Source organism: Actinomadura rupiterrae (assembly GCF_024172125.1).
GTDB classification, from domain to species: Bacteria; Actinomycetota; Actinomycetes; order Streptosporangiales; family Streptosporangiaceae; genus Spirillospora; species Spirillospora rupiterrae.
Window position 1 is genome coordinate 80,172 of the sequence record NZ_JAMZEA010000007.1, and the last position, 19,448, is coordinate 99,619.

The window sequence follows — 19,448 nt, forward strand, 5'->3', positions numbered from 1 at the left end:
CGTCCGCGCCACACACGGAGGTTGCTGGAGAGGGATATGGCGCGGGCTACTGCCGATGCTCGGGCCGCGGCGGTCACCGGTGGGGCGTGGCGAGGTTGGGGAACAGCGGATCACCTTGCAGTGCTGCCTGGCCACGCGGTCACCGGTCCCCGGCGAGGCGGCGACGGTGTGACGCCCTCGAGACGGAGGAGATTCGAGGGGCGCCGCGCGTCCCGCCGGAGGTCGCGGGACGGCCGGGGGCCGTCCGCACGCGGGTACTGCCTGCGATCGTTGTGTTGGATCACCTCGATCCGTGCGATGAGCCTGCGCGGGGTCTCGGCCTCCACGAAGTCCCCGGTGTCGAGCGTCCGCGGCGGGAGCGCCCACCAGTGGCCGGTGAACAGGCCGAACCAGACGGTCCAGCCCGGAAAGCGCCGGGAAAGCGCCTCGACCTCCGCTGCGTGCTCGTCAGTCATCGGGTGACCTTCCTGCCGGCGCGGACGCGTACTCTCCAGGCGCCTGTGGGGCCATGACCTTTTTCAATTCCGTCCCTTTTAATTGGGACAGTTCAGATTGTGTCCCGCACCACAGGGCCAGTCAATACTTGTAGCTATTATTTGTCGGGGCGCGAATGGCGAAAATTGACGACGGAAACATCCGGGCGGCAGAAAGTCCCGACGCGCGGACCTGCGGCTTCGCCGATCCGGCGGCCGGCGATCACCCCGTGCTGCGCTCCGTTCACCCCAGGGACACCCTGGGCCCCTAGCGTGGACGGCCTGTGACCGACGACACCGCTCGCGGCCGCCGCTCGCTCGGTGGGCAATTCGCGAATTTTCAAGCCATCTGGGCGATTCCTCGCCGAGTGTCCGTGCCGCGCGCGGCCGCCTTCGCGCGGGCCCGCATACGCCCGCACGCGCTGTTCCTCATCGTCCTGACGGCAGCGGTGGTGCTGCGCTGGATGGCGCTGCGCGCCTATCCGTCCGGGCTGTGGTTCACCGGGGACTCCTACTTCTACATCGGCCACGCGCTGAATCCGCGGCCCTCCCCGACCCGCACCACGGGCTATTCGATGCTGCTGTGGCTGCTCCGCCCGGCGCACAGCCTGTACCTGATCGTCTTCATCCAGCACGTCCTCGGGATCGCCTCCGCGGTGATGCTGTACGCCCTGGTGCGGCGCGCGCGGCTGCCCGCCTGGGCGGCCGTCCTGACGACGCTGCCGGTGCTCTTCGACGGCTACCAGATCGAGCTTGAGCACCTGTTCATGTCCGAGTCGCTGTTCACGTTCCTGCTGGTAGCGGGCATGATGGCGCTGCTCTGGGGCCCGATCGGGCCGGATCGGGCCCGGCCGACCTGGAAGCAGGCGCTGGCCGCCGGCGCGCTGCTCTCCGCGGCGACGGTCGTGCGGTCGGCGGGCGCGCCGCTGATCCCCGTCCTGCTGGTGGGCCTGCTGCTGTGGCGCGGCGGCTGGCGGTCCGCGGTCGCGTTCGGGACGGCCGCGGCGGTGCCGCTGCTCTCCTACGGCCTCTGGTTCCAGCAGGTGAACGGCACGTTCGCGCTCACCAGCACCGACGGGATCTTCCTGTGGGGCCGGACGGCGAACTGGGCGGCCTGCTCGAAGATCCGTCCGCCCGCCAACGAGCGCGACCTGTGCCTGCCCAAGCAGATGCAGGCGAAGCGCATTCCGCCCGGACGGCTCGACTGGATCAGCACGATCCCGCCGCGCAAGCGCTGGTCGACCCCGGCGAAGCCCGAGGCGAACAGGATCCTGCGGGACTTCGCCATCCGCGCGATCCTGGCGCAGCCGCGCGCGTACGCGAGCGACGTGGCGCGCGGCATCTCCTACACGTTCGAGAACCGGCGCCGTCCCTACCCGAACGACACGACCGAGATGCTGTACCACTTCCCGGACCGTCCGCAGATCTTCCCCGGCGGACGGGGCTGGAGCGGCCACGGCGGGACGGCGCTCGGCGACATCATCCTTTACACGAACGACGGCACCCCGAGCCAGGTGAACCTGCCCGAGGCGAAGCGCATGATCGCCTACCAGAAGCACGTCTACCTGCCGGGACCGGCGCTCGGCGTGATCTTCATCGTGGGCGCCGCCGCGGTGCTGCGCCGCGGCCGGCCCGCCCTGCTAGCCTACGGCACCGCCGTCACGCTGCTGGTCTTCCCGATCGCCACGTGCGACTTCGACTACCGGTACGTCATGCCCGTCCTGCCGTTCGCGTGCCTGGCGGCAGCGCTGGCGTTCGCCCCCAGAAGCGGCGACGGCCCCAGCGGTGCCGGGGCCGTCTACCAGTGGGTGCGCACTGGCCGCCAGTGGACGCGGACTAGCCGTTGGTCGGGAATCCCAGGTTCACGCCGCCGTGAGAGGGATCCAGCCAGCGCGCCGTGACCGCCTTCGTGCGGGTGTAGAAGTGGACGCCCTCCATGCCGTGGGCGTGGCTGTCGCCGAACAGCGACGCCTTCCACCCGCCGAAGGAGTAGTAGGCCATCGGGACCGGGATCGGCACGTTGATCCCGACCATGCCGACCTCCACCTCGTTCTGGAAGCGGCGCGCCGCCCCGCCGTCGTTGGTGAAGATCGCGGTCCCGTTCCCGTACGGGTTGTCCGCGACCAGCCGCACCGCGTCCTCGTAGGAGCCGGCGCGGGCGATCGACAGCACCGGGCCGAAGATCTCGTCCCGGTAGCAGTCCATCTCCGGCGTCACGTGGTCGAGGACGGTCGGACCGAGCCAGAAGCCGTCCGCGCCGCCGCCGAGCACCGGCGTCTCGCGGCCGTCGATCGCGAGCGTCGCGCCCTGGGCGACACCGCTGTCCAGGTAGGACGCGACCTTGTCCCGGTGCGCCCGGGTGACCAGCGGGCCCATCTCCGACTCGGGGTTGTCGCCCGGGCCGATCCGCAGCTTCGCGACGCGCTCCTTGATCTTGGCGAGCAGCTCGTCCCCGACCGGGTCCACGGCCACGACCACCGAGATCGCCATGCAGCGCTCGCCCGCCGAGCCGAAGCCCGCCGACACGGCCGCGTCGGCGGCGAGGTCGAGGTCGGCGTCCGGCAGCACGACCATGTGGTTCTTCGCGCCGCCGAGGGCCTGCACGCGCTTGCCCGTGCGCGCCGCCGTCTCGTAGATGTACCGCGCGATCGGGGTCGAGCCGACGAAGCTGACCGCCTTCACGTCGGGGTGCTCCAGCAGGCCGTCCACGGCCGCCTTGTCGCCGTGGACGACGTTGAACACGCCGTCCGGCAGCCCGGCCTCGGCCCACAGCTCGGCCAGCCGCACCGACGCGGACGGGTCCTTCTCGGACGGCTTGAGCACGAAGGTGTTGCCGCAGGCGATCGCCACCGGGAACATCCACATCGGCACCATCGCCGGGAAGTTGAACGGCGTGATCCCGGCGCAGACGCCGACCGGCTGCAGGATGGAGTACGCGTCGACGCGGGACGACACGTTCTCCGAGAAGCCGCCCTTGAGCAGGTGCGGGATGCCGCACGCGAACTCGACGACCTCCAGGCCGCGCGCGACCTCGCCCGCCGCGTCCGACACGACCTTGCCGTGCTCGGACGAGATGAGCCGCGCCAGCTCGTCCCGGTGCTGGTGGACCAGCTCGCGGAACCGGAAGAGGATCGACGCGCGCTTCGACAGGGAGGCGTCGCGCCAGGCCGGGAAGGCGGCCTTGGCGGCGGCGACGGCCGCGTCCACCTCGGCGGCGGACGCGAAGTCGACCCGGCCCGAGACCTGCCCGACGGCGGGGTCGAAGATCTCGCCCTGCCGCCCGGCCACGCCGTCGAACGACTTGCCGTTGATCCAGTGGGTGACGTGCTTGCTCACTTGCGGGCCTCGTTCACGGTTTCCAGGGAGTCGATCAGGATGCCCAGGCCCTCGGCGGCCTCGGCGTCGGAGAGGGTCAGCGGCGGCGCCATCCGGACGGTGTTGCCGTACAGGCCGCCCTTGCCGACCAGCAGGCCCCGCTCGCGGGTCGTCTCCATGAGCGCGGTCGCGAGCGCGGGGCTCGGCTCGCCGGTCTCCGGGTCGGCGAACTCGATCGCGAACATCAGGCCGCGGCCCCGGATCTCCTTGACGACCGGGAAGCGCGGCGCGGCGTCCTTCAGGCCGCCGATGATGGTCGCGCCCTGCCGCCGGGCGTTCGCCTGGAGGTCGTGGTCGAGGACGTAGTCGAGCGTGGCGTTCGCGGCGGCCGTCGAGACCGGGTTGCCGCCGAAGGTGGACAGGCCGACCGCGTGCAGGCCGTCCATGAGGTCGCCGCGCGCGACGACGCCGCCGATCGCGAAGCCGTTGCCGAGGCCCTTGGCGAAGGTCATCATGTCCGGCGTCACGCCGTGGTTGCCGATGCCGAAGAAGCTGTCGCCGGTGCGGCCCCAGCCGGTCTGGACCTCGTCCGAGATGAACAGGACGCCCATCTCGTCCAGGACCTCCTTGTAGGCCGCGAACAGGCCGTCCGGAGCGGCGGTGAAGCCGCCGACGCCCTGGATCGGCTCGGCGATCAGCGCCGCGACGTCGCCGCCGGTCGCGGTGGCGAGGACGTGCCGCAGGTCGGCGACGCAGGCCGCGGTGTACTCGGCGTCCGTCATGCCCCTGAACTGCGGCAGGTGGCGGTCGGCGCCGTGCAGGAAGTGGACGTTCAGCGGCGAGTACGAGTTGTTCTTCCAGGCCCGGTTCGAGGTGACGCCGACGGCGCCGAAGGACCGCCCGTGGTAGCTCTGCCGCATGGCGAGCACCTGGTCGGTCCGGCGCGCGTAGGTCGCCAGCAGCAGCGCCGTCTCGTTGGCCTCGGTGCCGGAGTTGGTGAAGAAGACCTTGGCGTCCGGGATGCCGGACAGCCGGGCGATCTTCTCGGCCAGCTCGACCTGCCCGCGCAGCAGGTAGGCGGTGGAGGTGTGCACGACACCGGTCGCGAGCTGCCGCTCGACGGCCTCGCGCACCTCGGCCACGTCGTACCCGATCATGTTCGTCAGGATCCCGACGAAGAAGTCGAGGTAGGTGTTGCCCTCGGCGTCGGTCACCCGGCTGCCCTTGCCGCCGGTGAGCTCGATCGGGTGCGCGTAGTTGAGCGCGAGCCACGACGGCATGACCGCGCGGTGGCGCTGGAGAAGCGAGGCGTGTTCGGACATGTCTTCATCCTCCGTCGCGGTCCGGCGGCTCGGCTACCGGCACACTGTCAACATGGCGGACAGAGTATTGACGCTCTGGCAGGCAGGCCGCCACGATATCCGTAGCAGTTTAGGGGCCCCTATCACTGAATCCGCAGGTTAGACCACTTGCTGTGCGCTACATCCTGTAAGCGGGCGGGCGGTTCGTCCTGACACTGTGTCGGCTACCATCGGGGACGATGCTTCCCACCGTCGCCGACGTCCTCCAGCTGGAGGCGGTCCGCCGCGGCCAGCCACGGGTCGTGGCCGGCGCCGACCGCCTCGGCAACCGCGTGCGCTGGGTGCACGTCGCCGAGGTCGCCGACATCGCGCACCTGCTGCACGGCGGCGAGCTGGTGCTCACCACCGGCATCGCCCTCCCGGACGAGCCGGACCGGCTGCGCGTCTACATCCACGAGCTGGCCGAGGTCGGGGTGTCCGGGCTGATGGTCGAGCTCGGCCGCCGGTACGCCGCGGCGCTGCCCGCCGCGCTGCTCGCCGCCGCCGAGGAGCACGGCCTGCCGGTCGTGGTCCTCGCGCACGAGCCCGCGTTCGTGGACATCACCGAGTCCGTGCACGCCCGCATCCTGCAGGACCAGTTCGCCGAGCTGCGCGCCTCCGAGCAGCTGCACGAGATCTTCACCCAGCTGTCGGTGGAGGGCGCGTCCACCGAGGAGGTCGTCCGGCAGGTCGTCGCGCTGTGCGGGCACTCGGTCGTGCTGGAGAACCTCGCCCACCAGGTGCTCGCGATGGACTCCGGGCCGAGCGACCCGGCCGAGCTGCTGTCGGCGTGGGAGACCCGGTCCCGGGCCGTCCGGCCGCGCAACCGGACCGCCTTCGACGAGGCGTCCGGCTGGCTGGTCACCACGGTCGGCGCGCGCGGCGAGGACTGGGGACGGCTGATCATCACGCTCGGCCGCCCGCCCACCCCGCGCGAGACCGTGCTGATCGAGCGCGCCGCCACCACGCTCGCGCTCGGCCGGCTGCTGGACCGGCACGCCGAGTCGGTCGAGCGGCAGGCGCACCGGACGATCATCGCCCGGATCCTGGCGCACTCCTACTCCGACCCGCAGGAGGCCGCCGCCCGCGCCCGCGCGCTCGGCGTGCCGCTGTCCGGCCGGCGGCTGCTCGGCGTGGTGCTGCGGCCCCGCACCCCCGCCGGGCCGTCCGCGCCGATCGTCACCGGCGAGCTGTACGAGCTGGCCGAGACGGCCGCCGCCGCGTGCAAGGACGCCCGGCTCGCCGCGCTGGTCAGCGTGCTCGACGAGGGCGGCCCGCACGCCCGCGTCGGCGTGCTCGCCTCGCTGCCCGCGCGCGCCGACGCCGAGACCGCGCTGAACGACACCGCCACCCGCATCCGCAAGCACTCCGGCACCGACTACGTGATGGCGGCCGGATCGGTCGTCGAGTCGATCCGCGACGTCCGGCGGTCGTTCCTGGAGGCCGAGCAGGTCGCCGACGTCGCCGCGCGCTCCTCGTCCAGCGCCGCCCGGCTCTTCTACCGGCTGCCCGACCTGCGGCTGCGCGGCCTGCTCCACCTCATGCGGGACGACGCGCGCCTCCAGACCTTCGTCGAGCGCGAGCTCGGGCCCGTCCTGTCGTACGACGCGCAGAAGGGCAGCGACCTCACCCGCATCCTGGAGCTGTACCTGGAGTGCGGGCGGAACAAGGCCGTCGCCGCGCAGCGCGCCCATCTGTCGCGCCCGGCGTTCTACGAGCGGCTGCGGCGCATCGAGCGCGTCCTGAACGCCGACCTGGACGATGTGGAGTCGTGCGTGTCCCTGCACGTGGCGCTGCTCGCGCTCTCGTCCGTCCGCTGGGAGCGCTCGTAACCGCTCCGGTGATCGTCAGAGGAGTTCGTAGCCGCGCTCGGTGAGCGTCACGGGAGTTCGCTGCCGCTCTGGGCGGGTGTCAGGGGACGCTCTGGGTGAGCGTCAGGGGAGTTCGTTGACGGCGCGCCAGGCCGCGTCGATCGCGGCGTCGGCGTAGGCGCGGTTCTGCGAGTCGGAGTTGGCGATGGTGATCCGCCCGAACGGGCGGCGCCCCAGGACGGACGGCAGCGGCCCGTCCGGCCAGAACTTCGCCCACGGACGGCCGTACTCCAGCGCGTAGCCGTGCCCCCAGCGGTTGACCGTGACGGCCTGGATGTCCTTGGCCGGGTCGAAGCCGCCGCCGGACAGCAGCCGCGCGAGCTGGTCGCGGATCGTCCGCTCGAACGACGAGAACGGACGGGCGAACAGGTCGCGGCGGCCCGGACCGATCCCGCCGCGCGGGTTGTCGTAGCCGGGCGCGGTAGCCATCCGGATCATGTGCACGAGGATCGGCTGGGACGGGTCCTTGGAGAACTGGTAACCGGGGAAGCTGACGGGGTAGTCGAGCTCGGCGACCACCCAGTCACCGCTGGTGAAGCGGGTGTGGTAGATCCGCAGCTTCTGCCACGCCTCCCAGTTGCGCAGCTGCACCATCGCGTACACGATCGGCAGCTTCGTGCCGTAGAACAGGTTCTGCTTCTGGTCGCCGGGCAGGTCCTGCATGAGGTACGGGATCATGGTGTTGTAGCAGGCCATGACCACGTGGCCGGCGTGCGCCCGGTACACCTTGCCGCCGCGGTCGAAGTCGACCTCCACCTCGTCCGCGTCGATGCCGCCGCCCTTGTGCTGCACCCGGACACAGGGCGAGCCGAGCCGAAGCCGCACGTCGTTGCCCGCGACGTCGAGCTTGGTGTAGTCGATGCGGGCGAGCGGCTCGGCGTCCATGGTCGCGGGCGCGCCGGTGTTCGGGATGAGCTGCCCGATCAGCAGCTTGCAGATCCCGTTGTTGCCGTCCGGGAAGTGGTAGATGTACGGCTCGTCCTCGTTCCACTGGAGCTGGACGGTAGGGCCGCAGTACTTGTACGGCTGCTTCGTCCGGTTCAGCTTGAGGCCGCCGAAGCCGGGGTAGTCCTCCGCCCACGCGTCGATCGCGCCGAACGCGTCGATGCCGAAGCCCCACTCGTCGCTGGTGAAGGTCTGGAGGTAGTTGAGCACCTCGTCCGGCATCTTCGCGTAGTCGCGGAGGTACTGCTTGTAGGTCAGCTCGACCAGCTTGAGCTTCTTCTGCTCGTCGGGCAGGCCCGGCAGGTAGTCGCCCGGCTTGTCCTGCAATGCCAGGAAAGCGGCCTTGGCCTGCTCGCTCATCGGGGCGCTGGCGAGCGTCTGCGCGGTCTGCGTGTCGTCCTGCATGACCGCGAGGTGGTCGCCGCTGAACAGGTCGCGGGTGAAGAACTCCGAGTCGTTCAGCTTCCACTGCTTGTTGAAGTTCTGGTTGTAATAGGTGTTGAACTTCTGGACCTCGATGCCGAGGTCGGTCAGCAGCTTCTTCGCCTGCGGGCTCCACACCGACGGCGCCTCGATCGACTGCGAGCCGCCGTACCCGATGAGCAGCTGCCCGTTCGGACGGAACTCGTTGCGGCGCGCGTGCCCGCCGAAGTCGTCGTGGTTGTCCAGGATCAGGATCTTGGCGTCCGGCTTCCGCTGCTTGTAGTAGTGCGCCGCCGACAGGCCGCTGATGCCCGCGCCCACCACGATCAGGTCGTAGCGCTCGCCCGAGTCGCGAACGGACTTGCGGCCCTCCCAGTAGAAGCCGTCGCGCAGCTCGTGCGGGACGCGCATCGCCGGGTTCGTGCTGCCGCGCAGCGCGGTCATCGCGGGCGGGTACGCCTTGTTGCCCGCGCCCGCGTAGTTCCAGCCGTCCGGCGGGGTCGCGACCTCGTTGTGCAGGCCGCCGTAGGACCCGGCCGAGCAGCCCGAGAGCGCGCCCGCGGCCACCGCGCCGCCGACCGCGACCGCCATGCCGTCCATGAAGTCACGCCGGCTGATCTTGCGGTGCATCCCGAGCTCCTGGTCGGAATGCACCGGTTCGTAGGAGTCTTGCCCCGCCATAGGTCCCCCAGATGCGCGCTGCCCCGGGGAGATCTTCCAAAGTCGGCGGCAACGGGCGGGAGAGGTGCGCGCAAGGACCGGACAAAGTCTCGGTCCGCGTTCCTCAAGGCCGCGAAGGTGTGCGTCCGAGCAGGCGCAGGAGGCCGGGGTCGGTGTCGAACAGCCGGTTGAGCTCGGCGGCCCCCACCCGCTCGGCGAGGATCTGGAGCGCGATGTCCTGCCGGACGTACTCGGCGGCCATCAGCGCGACGGCCGGATCGGCGGTGTAGATGCCCCACGCCGACCCGTCCGCGCCGAAGCCGCCGACGACGGCCTCGCGCCGGTCCCCCACGACGACGATGAGCCGGTAGCCGAGATCCTGGAGGACGGCCTCGGGCGCGGAGTACCGGTGCACGTACACGTTGCCGGGCAGCGTGCCGTCCGGCACGTCCGTGCCGAACGACATCAGCGAGACGTCAACGCCGCGCCCGGCCGCCTCGTGCACGCGCGCGCCAAGGTGCTCCAGCTCCTCGGGCCACAGGGAGAGGAACACATCCCGCCGGGCGCCCGCCAGCACGTCCCCGGCCCGGGCGAGCATGGCCCCGCCGTCCTTGAGGTTGTGGATCATGTGCTGCTCGGGCTCGGCGACCACCGCGGGCAGCGCGGTCTCCAGCACCGCCACCGACCCGTCGAACTCGCGGCGCATCCGGTCAAGCAGCGAGGCGGGCGGCAGCGGCAGGTACTCGGTCGCGTCCGTCGCCCCGCGCAGCTCGAACGCCGCGCCCCGCGCCACCAGCTTCCCGAGCGTCTCGTAGACCGTGCTGCGCGGCACCCCGGACCGCTTGGCGACCTCGTACCCGTTCACCGGCCGCCCGGCCGCGACCAGCGCCACGTACGCCTTGGCCTCGTAACCCGAGAGCCCGAGCCGCTGAAGGTGCTCCAGAACGTCCTGCAACCCCATATCGCCGCCACTCTACGCGCCCCACCCCACCCCCACAGAGAGATCGTCCCACCCCCCTCAACCGCCCCCACACCGCGCAGCAACCCCCACCCAAGAAGGGCTCCCCCCACCCGCGCAGCCTCATCCCACGCGACCCCCACCGCGCGCCCCGACCCCACCCGCAGAAGGCTGGTCCCCCACCCGCGCAGCGCCGTCCCACGCGGCCCCCGGCTCGCGCAGCGGTCCCACCCGCAGTTGGTCCCTCACCCGCGGAGCGTCGTCCCGCGCGACCCCCGCCACGCGGCCCGCGCGGGGCGGGGGTCGCATTCTTGCTGGTCGGAGGGGGCACGCTAGGGTCGGGGTGTGGATTTGGGACTGGGGGGTCGGCGGGCCGCGGTGGCGGCGGCCAGCAGCGGGCTCGGGTTCGAGGCGGCGCGGGCGCTGGTCGCCGAGGGGGCGTCGGTCGCGATCTGCGGCCGGGACCGCGACCGGCTGACCGTGGCCGCGCGCAGGCTCGGGGACCGCGCGTACCCGGTGCTCGCCGACGTCGGCACGCCCGAGGGCGCGACCGCGTTCGTCCGCGAGGCGCAGAACGCGCTCGGCGGCGTGGACGTGCTGGTCACCAACGCGGGCGGGCCACCGCCCGGCGGGTTCGCCTCCACCCCTCTGGACGCCTACCAGAGCGCGCTCGACCTGAACCTGATGTCGGTCGTGGCGATGTGCAAGGCTGCCGTCCCGGCCATGCAGGACCAGGGGTGGGGACGCGTCGTCGGGATCACCTCGATCTCGGTGCGGCAGCCGATCCCGACGCTGATCCTGTCCAACACGGCGCGGGCCGGGGCCACCGGCTTCCTCAAGACGCTCGCGCTGGAGGTCGCCAAGGACGGCGTGACCGTCAACTCGCTCCAGCCGGGCTACCACGCCACCGAGCGGCTGCGCTCGCTGCGCGGCGGCGACCTGGACGCGGTCGCGGGCGGCATCCCGACCGGGACGGTGGGCGACCCGGCCGACTTCGGCGCGTTCGTCGCCTTCCTCTGCTCCGAGCAGGCCCGGTTCGTCACCGGCAGCGCCATCACCGTGGACGGCGGGGAGTACGCCGGCCTGCTCTGAGACTCGGGTCTGGCCGGTTGGCAAGCCGCCGGGTCATACTCATGTTGTGACAACTTTCACAGCGGCCGCGACCTGCGGCGCTGCCAGCGGTGCTGACAGCTGCGTCAAGCGCTTGGTCGGTTTCGCTTAGCATGCGCGGCATGGCCTCCCCTGCCGCCTGGACCCAGCCGTCCGAGCACCTCATCCGCGCCGCCGACCTCGCCCTGCGCCCCTGGCGCGCCTGGACCTCCCCGGTCTTCCACGGCCTGGAGAACCTGCCGGAGTCGGGCCCGGCCCTGCTGGTCGGCAACCACACCCTGTACGGCGTGGTGGACGCGCCGCTGATCTTCTTCGAGATCCACCGGCGGCGCGGCGTGTGGGTGCGCTCGCTCGCCGACCACGCGCACTGGCGGATCCCCGGCTGGCGCCGCGTGATGGACCTCGGCGGCTCGGTCGACGGCACCCGCGACAACTGCCGCGCCCTGCTGAACGAGGGCCATATGGTCGTCGTCTTCCCCGGCGGCGCGCGCGAGGCGACCCGCGCCCGGCACGAGTGCTACCAGCTGCAGTGGGAGCGGCGGCTCGGCTTCGCCCGGCTGGCCGTCGAGGCGGGCTGCCCGATCGTCCCGTTCGGCTCGGTCGGCGCCGAGGAGATGTTCACGACCGTCCTGGACTCCGACAGCAGGCTGCTGGCGCCCGCCCGCGCGCTCACCCGGTCCGTGCTCGGCGACCGCGCCAGGGGACGCGACGACATCATGATGCCGCTGTCGCGCGGCATCGGGCCCACGCTCGTCCCGCGTCCCGAGCGCCTCTACTTCCGCTTCGGGACGCCCATCGACACCGCGCCGTGGAAAGGCCGCGAGCAGGACGACCTGGCCGTCACCGAGGTGCGCGACCTGGCCCGCAAGTCCGTCCAGGAGATCATCGACGGCCTGCGCGAGGAGCAGGCGGCCGACCGTGGGCGCACTCCCCTGCGCCGCCTGAGCAGGACCATCACCCGGACCGCGCGCGCCCTGCCCGCCGTCCGCTGAGCGAACCCGCCCTGCCGCCGTCCGCGGAGCGGCCCGGCCCCGCACATCGTGCGAGGCCGGGCCTCGACTCAGACCGCCTCGTTCGAACCGTTCGGTCGGCCGCTCGAATCCGGCGGCCCCGGTTCACGTCGTTCGGGTCAGGCGGCGCGGCGGCGCTGGAAGGGGAGGTAGCGCTCGGCGCGGCGCGGGCGGGACGGCATTCCGGTCGACTCGACGGCGAGGATGCGGTCGAAGCGGAACGCGCGGACGCCCCGCCGGAGCCGGCACCAGCCGACGAGGTACCAGTGGTCGCGGTGGACGAGGCAGGTGACCGGCTCGACCTCGCGGATGGTGACGTGCGCGCCGGCGTCGCCGTAGCAGAGCCGGACGACGCGGTGCTCGGTGATGGCGGCGGCGACCACGCGGGCGCGGTCGGCGGTGGACGCGTCGAGCGGGTCGGTGAGGGTGGCGAGGGTGGTGGCGACGACCTCGTCGCGGTCGGCGCCGGGCGGCATCAGGTGGCGGAGGGCGCGGCGGGCGGTGGCCGCCTGCGGGCCCGCGCCGAGGTGGGCGAGGGAGAGCGCGAGGGAGGCGATCTCCGCCGCGGTCAGGGTGGGCTCGGGGGCCTCGAAGAGCGCGTCGGTGGCGGGACCGGTGGTGGTCCGGCCGGAGCTGGGGGTCGCGACGTTCGCCATGGTTCGATTATATGTTCGAACACCGACATTTCGCCGGTCCGTCCGGCACCGGTCGGCGGTACTTCCGACGTGGCCGTCCGGCGCCGGTCGGCGGTCCTTCCGACGTGGCCGTCCGGCGCCGGCCGGGTGTCTCCTGACGTGGTCGTCCGACACCTGCCGACCGTCCGCCTGACGCGGTCGTCCGGCAGCGGCCGGGCTTCCCCTTGAGGTGGCGCCCGCGCATGGGGAACACTGATCCCTCAAAACGGCATCATCCTGGGATATTCGGGGGCGACATGGGCGTGCTGGGGAGCCGCGTTGGCTGACGCGGAGCTCGGTCGGCTCATGACGAAGCAGGAGGCCGACGGGGCGCTCGAACGCCTGCGGGACGAGCGGGAGCGCATCGGCGCGGGCCTGCTCGACCTCGACGCGCACCCCGGGCACCGCATGCTGGACGGCGCGTCCCTCACCGGCGCGAGCGCGGAGCTCCAGGCGCGCGTCGCCGACCGGATGGCGCGGTTGTGGCAGCTGTTCGACCGCTATCGGAACGTCCTCGCGGACGCCGAGCAGCTGCGCGAGCGGCACCCGCGTCCGAAGCCGTCCCAGCTCGCCGACCTGACCCGGATGCTGTACGGGAAATCCGTCGAGCTGGAACCGGAGCAGGTGCCGCTGGAGAAGCGCGGCCTGCTGGGCGGTCCCCGTCCCACGCGGCTGACCCTGCACGCGGCCGTGCAGCGCATGACCGCGCTCTATGACGAGGTCGCGCACGACGTCGCCGCGGTGGACGCGGCGTGGTCGGCGCTACTACCCGCGCTCGACGCCGTCGAGTCGAAGCACCGCGAGGCCGCCGCGCTCGCCGCGTCGCTCGAACTGCCCGTCGCCGACCTGGACGGCCTGGGACGCGAAGTGGCCGAGGCTGGTCACGCCGTCCGCGCCGATCCGCTGTCGCTGGTGAGGAACTCCGCGCCGGACACGTCGGGCTTGACCGAGCTGTCCCGCCGCCTGGACGAGGTCGTGGCGCGGCTCCGCGGCGCCGCGCAACTGCGCGACGGTTTCGCCACCCGGCTCGCCGCCGCCGACAGCCTGATCGCCGAAGTCCGGCAGGCGCACGAGGAGGCCCTGCGCGTCCGCGCCGAGGCCCTGGAGAAGATCGCCTCGCCTGGGCTGCCCGAACCGTCCGATGCGGCGGCCGCGCTCGCCGACCGGCTGGCGGCGCTGCGGCACCTGCCCGCGACCGGACGCTGGGACGACCTGGCCGAACGCCTCGCCGACCTGGAACGTGCCGCGACCGACGCCCGCGCCCGCGCCCAGCACGACCGCGACCTCGCCGCCGGGCTGCTGGAGCGCCGCGAGGAGCTGCGCGGGCGGCTCGCCGCCTACCGCGTCAAGGCCGCCCGCGTGGGCCTGGCCGAGGACGCCGAGATCCAGACGATCCACGAGCGGGCCCGCGAGCTGCTCTGGACGTCCCCCTGCGACCTGCGCGCCGCGACCGTGGCGCTGTCGGGATACCAGCAGGCCGTCAACTCGCGGGCGAAGGGAGCCGACCGATGATCCCGTGCACGCAGCCCGGCTGCGCCGGAAACGTCGAGGACGGTTACTGCGTCATATGTGGCATGCCCCCCTCGCAAGGCACGCCTCCCCCAGCGGCACAGCAACCGCCGCAAGCCGGACAGCCGGCCGGTCCGCGCCGCTGCGCGCGGCCCGGCTGCGCCGGCACCATCCAGGACGGCTACTGCGACGTCTGCGGCCACGCGGCCGAGGAGTCGCCCGTCCCCGCGCCGGGGACGGGCTCCGGCCCCTCGGCGGGGACGACGCCGTCCGGGCAGGTCCCGGTCACGCGTCCGAGCGGCTCGTCCGGCAGTTTCGCGTCCGGCAGCGTGATGACCGGAGGCGTCGGGACGGGCGGCACCGGCAGGACACGCGGGTCGGGACGGCGCGGGCAGCTCGGGTCGGGCCTGGTCGAGGTGCCGCGCGTGCCGTACCGGGACCCGGTGACGGCCGTCCGGCAGAACCCGGAGGTTCCCGAGAACCGGCGGTTCTGCGGCAACTGCGGCGAGAAGGTCGGGCGCAGCCGCGGCGACCGCCCGGGGCGCACCGAGGGCTTCTGCCCCAAGTGCGGGTTCGAGTTCTCGTTCAAGCCGAAGCTGAACCCCGGCGACATGGTGCTGGGCCAGTACGAGGTGCTCGGCTGCCTGGCGCACGGCGGGCTCGGCTGGATCTACCTCGCCCGCGACCACCGGGTCAACGGCCGCTGGGTGGTGCTGAAGGGCCTGCTCAACACCGGCGACGCGGACGCGCGCGAGGCGGCGGAGGCCGAGCGGGAGTTCCTCGCGACGGCCGAGCACCCGAACATCGTCAAGATCTACAACTTCGTGGAGCACGCCGGCGACGAGTACATCGTCATGGAGTACGTCGGCGGCAAGTCCCTCAAGGACATCCTGCTGGAGCACCGCAACACGGTGAACCAGGACGGGCTGCCCGTGGCGCAGGCGATCGCGTACGCGCTGGAGGTGCTGCGCGCGTTCTCCTACCTGCACGCGAGCGGGCTGGTGTACTGCGACTTCAAGCCGGACAACGTGATCCAGTCCGAGGAGCAGCTGCGGCTGATCGACCTCGGCGGCGTCCGGCGGCTGGACAACCCGGACGGCGCGATCTACGGCACGGTCGGCTACCAGGCGCCCGAGATCGCCGAGCGCGGCCCGTCGGTCACCTCGGACCTGTACACGGTCGGCCGCGCGCTGGCCGTCATGACGTTCCCGTTCAAGGGCTACACCAGCACCTACAGCGACCGGATCCCGCCGCGCGCCGAGGTGCCGCTGCTGGCCCGGTACGAGTCGTACGACCGGCTGCTGCGCCGCGCCACGCACCTGGACCCCGACCAGCGGTTCCAGGACGCCGAGGAGATGGCCGACCAGCTGCTCGGCGTGCTGCGCGAGGTGCTCGCCTCCGAGGACGGGCATCCGCGCGCCGCCGCGTCCGGGCTGTTCGGCCCGGAGCGGTTCGCGTCGGCGGCCACCGCGTCCGGCGAGGCGGGCGGTTCGGCGCTGCCCGCGCTCACGCCCGCCGAGCTGGCCGCGTCCCTGCCCGTCCCGCTGGTGGACGGCTCGGACCCGGCCGCCGGATTCCTCGCGGGCCTGACCGCGCTGGAGCCCGCGCAGCTCGCCGTGACGGTCGAGGGCGCGCCCGAGCGGACGGCCGAGGTGAAGCTGACGCTGGCCCGGGTCCGGATCGAGCTGGGCGAGCTGGACAGCGCGTACGCGCTGCTCCAGGAGGTCGCCACCGAGCGGCCGCACGACTGGCGGATCGACTGGTACCGGGCGGTCGCGCTGCTCGCGGCGGGCCAGGTCGAGCAGGCCGACTCCGCGTTCGACCGGCTGTACTCGCTGATGCCCGGCGAGCTGGCGCCGAAGATGGCGCTGGCCGCGTGCCGCGAGCACCGCGCTCCGCAGGACGCCGCGCGCCTGTACGAGACGGTCTGGCGCACCGACCGGAACCACATCAACGCCGCGTTCGGGCTGGCGCGCATGAAGCTCGCGGCGGACGACCGTCCGGGCGCGGTCGCGGTGCTGGAGTCGGTGCCGCCGACCTCGATCCGGTTCGTCCCGGCGCAGGTCGCGGCGGTCGGCGTCGCGGTGCGGGGCCGTCCGGCCGACCGGCTGACGCCGGGCGAGCTGGTCGCCGCCGCGCGCCGCCTGGAGGGGCTGGACCTGGCCGGGGAGCGCCGCGACCTGCTCGCCGCCGAGGTGCTGGAGGCCGCGCTCGACTGGACGCTGAACGGGTCCGCGCCCGGCGCGGGTCCGGGCGGCGCGGCGGCCGGCGGCGGGGAGCTGTTCGGCGTGCCGCTGGCCGAGCTGCCGCTGCGCCGCCGGCTGGAGGGGACGTACCGGGCGCTCGCGCGGCTCACCCGGGACCGGGAGGAGAAGCGGCTGCTCGTGGACGCCGCCAACGCCGTCCGGCCGCGGACGATGCTGTGAACGGGCCCTACGGTGCTGGGGACGGGAACGGGGACATGAACGGGGAGGGCAACGACACCGCTGTGGAAGCGAACGAGACCGCCGCTGACGCGTCGCACGGCAGAACCGGCCAGGCGCAGGGCCGACCTGATCAGGCGCAGGGCCGACCCGGCCAGGCGCAAGAGCGACCCGGCCAGGCGCAGGGCATTCCGGCCGCGAACGAACCGCCCGGCGAGGGGACCGCAGGGGACGCGGCCGCGCTGGTGGAGCAGAATGCGGTGAAACCCGCTGAACTGTCCTGCCCGCAGTGCGGGGTGGTGGTGTACCCGGGCGAGGCGTTCTGCGAGAACTGCGGCCACCAGCTGATCGCCGGCCGGCCCGGCAACGGCGCGCCCCGCCCGTCCGGCGGCGCCGAGTGCGTGGGCTGCGGGGAGGCGGCGGTGGACGCCGAGGGCTACTGCGAGCACTGCGGGCTGAAGCAGCCCGCCGACCGCGACCACCTGGAGGTCGAGGTGCGGACGCCGGGCGGCCCCGTCGCGGGGGTGAGCGACCGGGGCAAGCGGTACGCGCGCAACGAGGACGCGTTCGCGATCGCCCCGCACCCCACCGGCGTCGCCGCCGTGGTGTGCGACGGGGTCGGGTCGTCGCCGCGTCCGGAGACGGCCTCGCGCGCCGCCGCCGACACGGCCGCGACCGAGATCGCGTCGGCGCTCGGCGCGGGCGCGACGCCCGCCGACGCCGTCCGGACGGCGGTGCAGGCCGCGGCGACCGCCGTCGCCGAGCTGGCCGACTCCCCCGAGCAGGCGCCGTCCTGCACCTTCGTCACCGCGGTGACCGGCCCGGACGGCGTGACCGTCGGCTGGGTCGGCGACAGCCGCGCCTACTGGCTCAGCGCCGACGACCTCCGCGCGGACGGGGCGGACGGCGGCCTCGCCGACACCGGCGAGCTGAACGCGGCGGCGATGACCGCCGAGCTGGCCGCCGACGACCCGAACGCGACCACCCCGGACGCCGAGACGGTCCCCCTCGGGGCGTCCCGGCGGCTGACCGACGACGACTCGTGGGCCGCGTTCATGGTGGCGTCCGGCGCGCTCACCGAGGCGGAGGCCGAGGCGCACCCGAACGCGCACGTCATCACCGCGTGGATGGGCGCGGACGCCGGCGAGGTGCGGCCGCACGTCCGCGGCTTCCTGCCGGACCGCCCCGGCACGCTGCTGGTGTGCAGCGACGGCCTCTGGAACTACTTCCCCGGCGCCGAGGACCTGGCGGCCGTGCTGCGCAACGCGCAGGCGGACCCGGCCGCCGACCCGACCGGCGCGGCCAGGACCCTGGTGCGCCACGCCCTGGACGCGGGCGGACGCGACAACATCACGGTGGCCGTGCTCCCGATGGCGGCCGCCCCGAGCACGGAGCAGGCCCGATGAGCGACCAGCCGCAGTTCACCGTGAAGATCGACCAGAACAAGTTCCTGCCCGAGGGCGGGCGCGAGGTGCACGCCATCGTCTCGGTCGAGTCCGCCGGGGGCGCCGTCTCGGCGGCCGCCCCGGCGGCGCGCGCGGCCGAGGTCATCATCATCGACACCTCCGGGTCGATGACCTACCCCGACACCAAGCTGCGCTCGGCGGTCGCCGCCGCGCAGGCCGCCGTGGACACCCTCCGCGACGGCGTGATGTTCGCGGTGGTGTCCGGTTCCAACAGCGCGAAGATGGTGTTCCCGCAGCAGGCGACGCTGGTGCCGGCCAACGACCGGAACCGGCAGGCGGCCAAGGCGGAGCTGCGCCGGCTCACCGCGCAGGGCGGCACGGCCATCGGCTCCTGGCTGCGGCTGGCCGACCAGCTGTTCGACCCCTACCAGGACGGCGTCCGGCACGCGATCCTGCTGACCGACGGCAAGAACCAGCACGAGAGCGCCGAGGAGCTGGAGGCGGTGCTGTTCCGCTGCTCCGGCCGGTTCGTGTGCGACTGCCGCGGCGTCGGCACCGACTGGGAGGTGGCCGAGCTGCGCAAGGTCGCCAACGCGCTGCTCGGCACCGTCGACATCGTCGCCGACCCCGCCGACCTGGTCGCCGACTTCCGCGCGATGACCGAGGCGGCGATGGGCAAGGCCGTCGCGGACGTGGCGCTGCGCGTGTGGACGCCGCAGACCGCGCGGCTGAAGTTCGTCAAGCAGGTCATGCCGAACGTCCAGGACCTCACGTCCATGCGCGCCGAGGCCGGGCCGCAGGCGGGCGACTACCCGCTGGGCGCGTGGGGCGCGGAGAGCCGCGACTACCAGATCTGCGTGGAGGTGCCGCCCGGCGAGGTCGGCAAGGAGCTGCGCGCCGCGTGGGTGAAGCTGGTGGTGCCGGGCGGCCCGGGCCAGGAGGCGCAGGTGCTCGCCACCGGCAACGTGCTGGCGCAGTGGACCGACGACGAGGCGCTCTCCACCAAGATCAACCCGAGGGTGGCGCACTACACCGGGCAGTCCGAGCTGGCCGACGTGATCCAGGAGGGCCTGACCGCCCGCCGCGACGGCGACCTCGACACCGCGACCGCGCGGCTCGGCCGCGCCGTGCAGCTCGCCGACGAGGCGGGCAACGAGGCGGTCACCGCGGCGCTGCGCAAGGTCGTGGACGTCCTGGACCCGGCCACCGGCACCGTCCGGCTGAAGGCCAACGTGGAGAAGGCGGACGAGATGTCGCTCGACACCACGTCCACCAAGACCGTCCGGACGCGCAAGGACGAGACGGTCAACACACGGCGTACCGAGGTCTGA

Annotated in this window: 14 protein-coding genes; 8 read left to right on the plus strand and 6 right to left on the minus strand. The window is 73.0% G+C overall.

The genetic code is table 11. The annotated features are described in order from the left end of the window. Nucleotides 1-110: 110 nt before the first annotated feature. Nucleotides 111-455, minus strand: coding sequence for a hypothetical protein (locus FHU30_RS24700; protein WP_253878978.1), 345 nt, complete (start codon nucleotides 453-455; stop codon nucleotides 111-113). A gap of 386 nt (nucleotides 456-841) precedes the next feature. On the opposite strand from FHU30_RS24700, the gene FHU30_RS24705 reads away from it, so the two are divergent. After that, entirely contained in the window at nucleotides 842-2,374 is a 1,533-nt protein-coding gene (locus FHU30_RS24705; protein ID WP_253878979.1) for a phospholipid carrier-dependent glycosyltransferase, read from the plus strand. On the opposite strand, the gene FHU30_RS24710 is transcribed toward FHU30_RS24705, so the two are convergent. Both FHU30_RS24710 and FHU30_RS24715 read right to left on the minus strand, forming a co-directional pair. Further along, a complete protein-coding gene (locus FHU30_RS24710; RefSeq protein ID WP_253878980.1) occupies nucleotides 2,310-3,809 on the minus strand; it encodes a CoA-acylating methylmalonate-semialdehyde dehydrogenase in 1,500 nt (499 codons plus the stop codon). The two genes, FHU30_RS24705 and FHU30_RS24710, sit on opposite strands and share 65 nt — an antisense overlap. Beyond that, on the minus strand, nucleotides 3,806-5,110 hold the full coding sequence (locus FHU30_RS24715; RefSeq protein WP_253878981.1) for an aspartate aminotransferase family protein: 1,305 nt from the start codon (nucleotides 5,108-5,110) through the stop codon (nucleotides 3,806-3,808). Before FHU30_RS24715 ends, FHU30_RS24710 begins: the two co-directional genes overlap by 4 nt. A gap of 218 nt (nucleotides 5,111-5,328) precedes the next feature. Here FHU30_RS24715 and FHU30_RS24720 point away from each other — a divergent pair, with 218 nt between their 5' ends. Continuing rightward, complete coding sequence (locus FHU30_RS24720) at nucleotides 5,329-6,960, plus strand: PucR family transcriptional regulator (RefSeq protein ID WP_253878982.1); 1,632 nt, start codon at nucleotides 5,329-5,331, stop codon at nucleotides 6,958-6,960. A gap of 102 nt (nucleotides 6,961-7,062) precedes the next feature. On the opposite strand, the gene FHU30_RS24725 is transcribed toward FHU30_RS24720, so the two are convergent. Further along, nucleotides 7,063-8,997, minus strand: a complete 1,935-nt coding sequence (locus tag FHU30_RS24725) for an NAD(P)/FAD-dependent oxidoreductase (protein ID WP_253878983.1) — start codon at nucleotides 8,995-8,997, stop codon at nucleotides 7,063-7,065. 154 nt (nucleotides 8,998-9,151) lie between these two features. Next, nucleotides 9,152-9,988, minus strand: a complete 837-nt coding sequence (locus FHU30_RS24730) for a TrmB family transcriptional regulator (protein WP_253878984.1) — start codon at nucleotides 9,986-9,988, stop codon at nucleotides 9,152-9,154. A 342-nt stretch (nucleotides 9,989-10,330) separates the two neighbouring features. On the opposite strand from FHU30_RS24730, the gene FHU30_RS24735 reads away from it, so the two are divergent. Both FHU30_RS24735 and FHU30_RS24740 read left to right on the plus strand, forming a co-directional pair. Then, nucleotides 10,331-11,077, plus strand: a complete 747-nt coding sequence (locus tag FHU30_RS24735; RefSeq protein ID WP_253878985.1) for an SDR family oxidoreductase — start codon at nucleotides 10,331-10,333, stop codon at nucleotides 11,075-11,077. Between the two features lie 140 nt (nucleotides 11,078-11,217). Then, a complete protein-coding gene (locus FHU30_RS24740; RefSeq protein ID WP_253878986.1) occupies nucleotides 11,218-12,087 on the plus strand; it encodes a lysophospholipid acyltransferase family protein in 870 nt (289 codons plus the stop codon). Between the two features lie 137 nt (nucleotides 12,088-12,224). Here FHU30_RS24740 and FHU30_RS24745 read toward each other — a convergent pair whose 3' ends face one another. Beyond that, on the minus strand, nucleotides 12,225-12,761 hold the full coding sequence (locus FHU30_RS24745; RefSeq protein ID WP_253878987.1) for a helix-turn-helix transcriptional regulator: 537 nt from the start codon (nucleotides 12,759-12,761) through the stop codon (nucleotides 12,225-12,227). A 324-nt stretch (nucleotides 12,762-13,085) separates the two neighbouring features. Here FHU30_RS24745 and FHU30_RS24750 point away from each other — a divergent pair, with 324 nt between their 5' ends. The 4 genes from FHU30_RS24750 to FHU30_RS24765 all read left to right on the plus strand — a co-directional run bounded on the left by FHU30_RS24750 (nucleotide 13,086) and on the right by FHU30_RS24765 (nucleotide 19,448). Continuing rightward, nucleotides 13,086-14,291, plus strand: coding sequence for a hypothetical protein (locus tag FHU30_RS24750; RefSeq protein WP_253878988.1), 1,206 nt, complete (start codon nucleotides 13,086-13,088; stop codon nucleotides 14,289-14,291). A gap of 62 nt (nucleotides 14,292-14,353) precedes the next feature. After that, nucleotides 14,354-16,714, plus strand: a complete 2,361-nt coding sequence (locus FHU30_RS24755) for a serine/threonine-protein kinase (RefSeq protein WP_253878989.1) — start codon at nucleotides 14,354-14,356, stop codon at nucleotides 16,712-16,714. Nucleotides 16,715-16,749: 35 nt separating this feature from the next. After that, nucleotides 16,750-18,117, plus strand: a complete 1,368-nt coding sequence (locus FHU30_RS24760) for a PP2C family protein-serine/threonine phosphatase (protein WP_253878990.1) — start codon at nucleotides 16,750-16,752, stop codon at nucleotides 18,115-18,117. Further along, entirely contained in the window at nucleotides 18,114-19,448 is a 1,335-nt protein-coding gene (locus tag FHU30_RS24765) for a vWA domain-containing protein (RefSeq protein WP_253878991.1), read from the plus strand. The genes FHU30_RS24760 and FHU30_RS24765 overlap by 4 nt, the downstream gene beginning before the upstream one ends.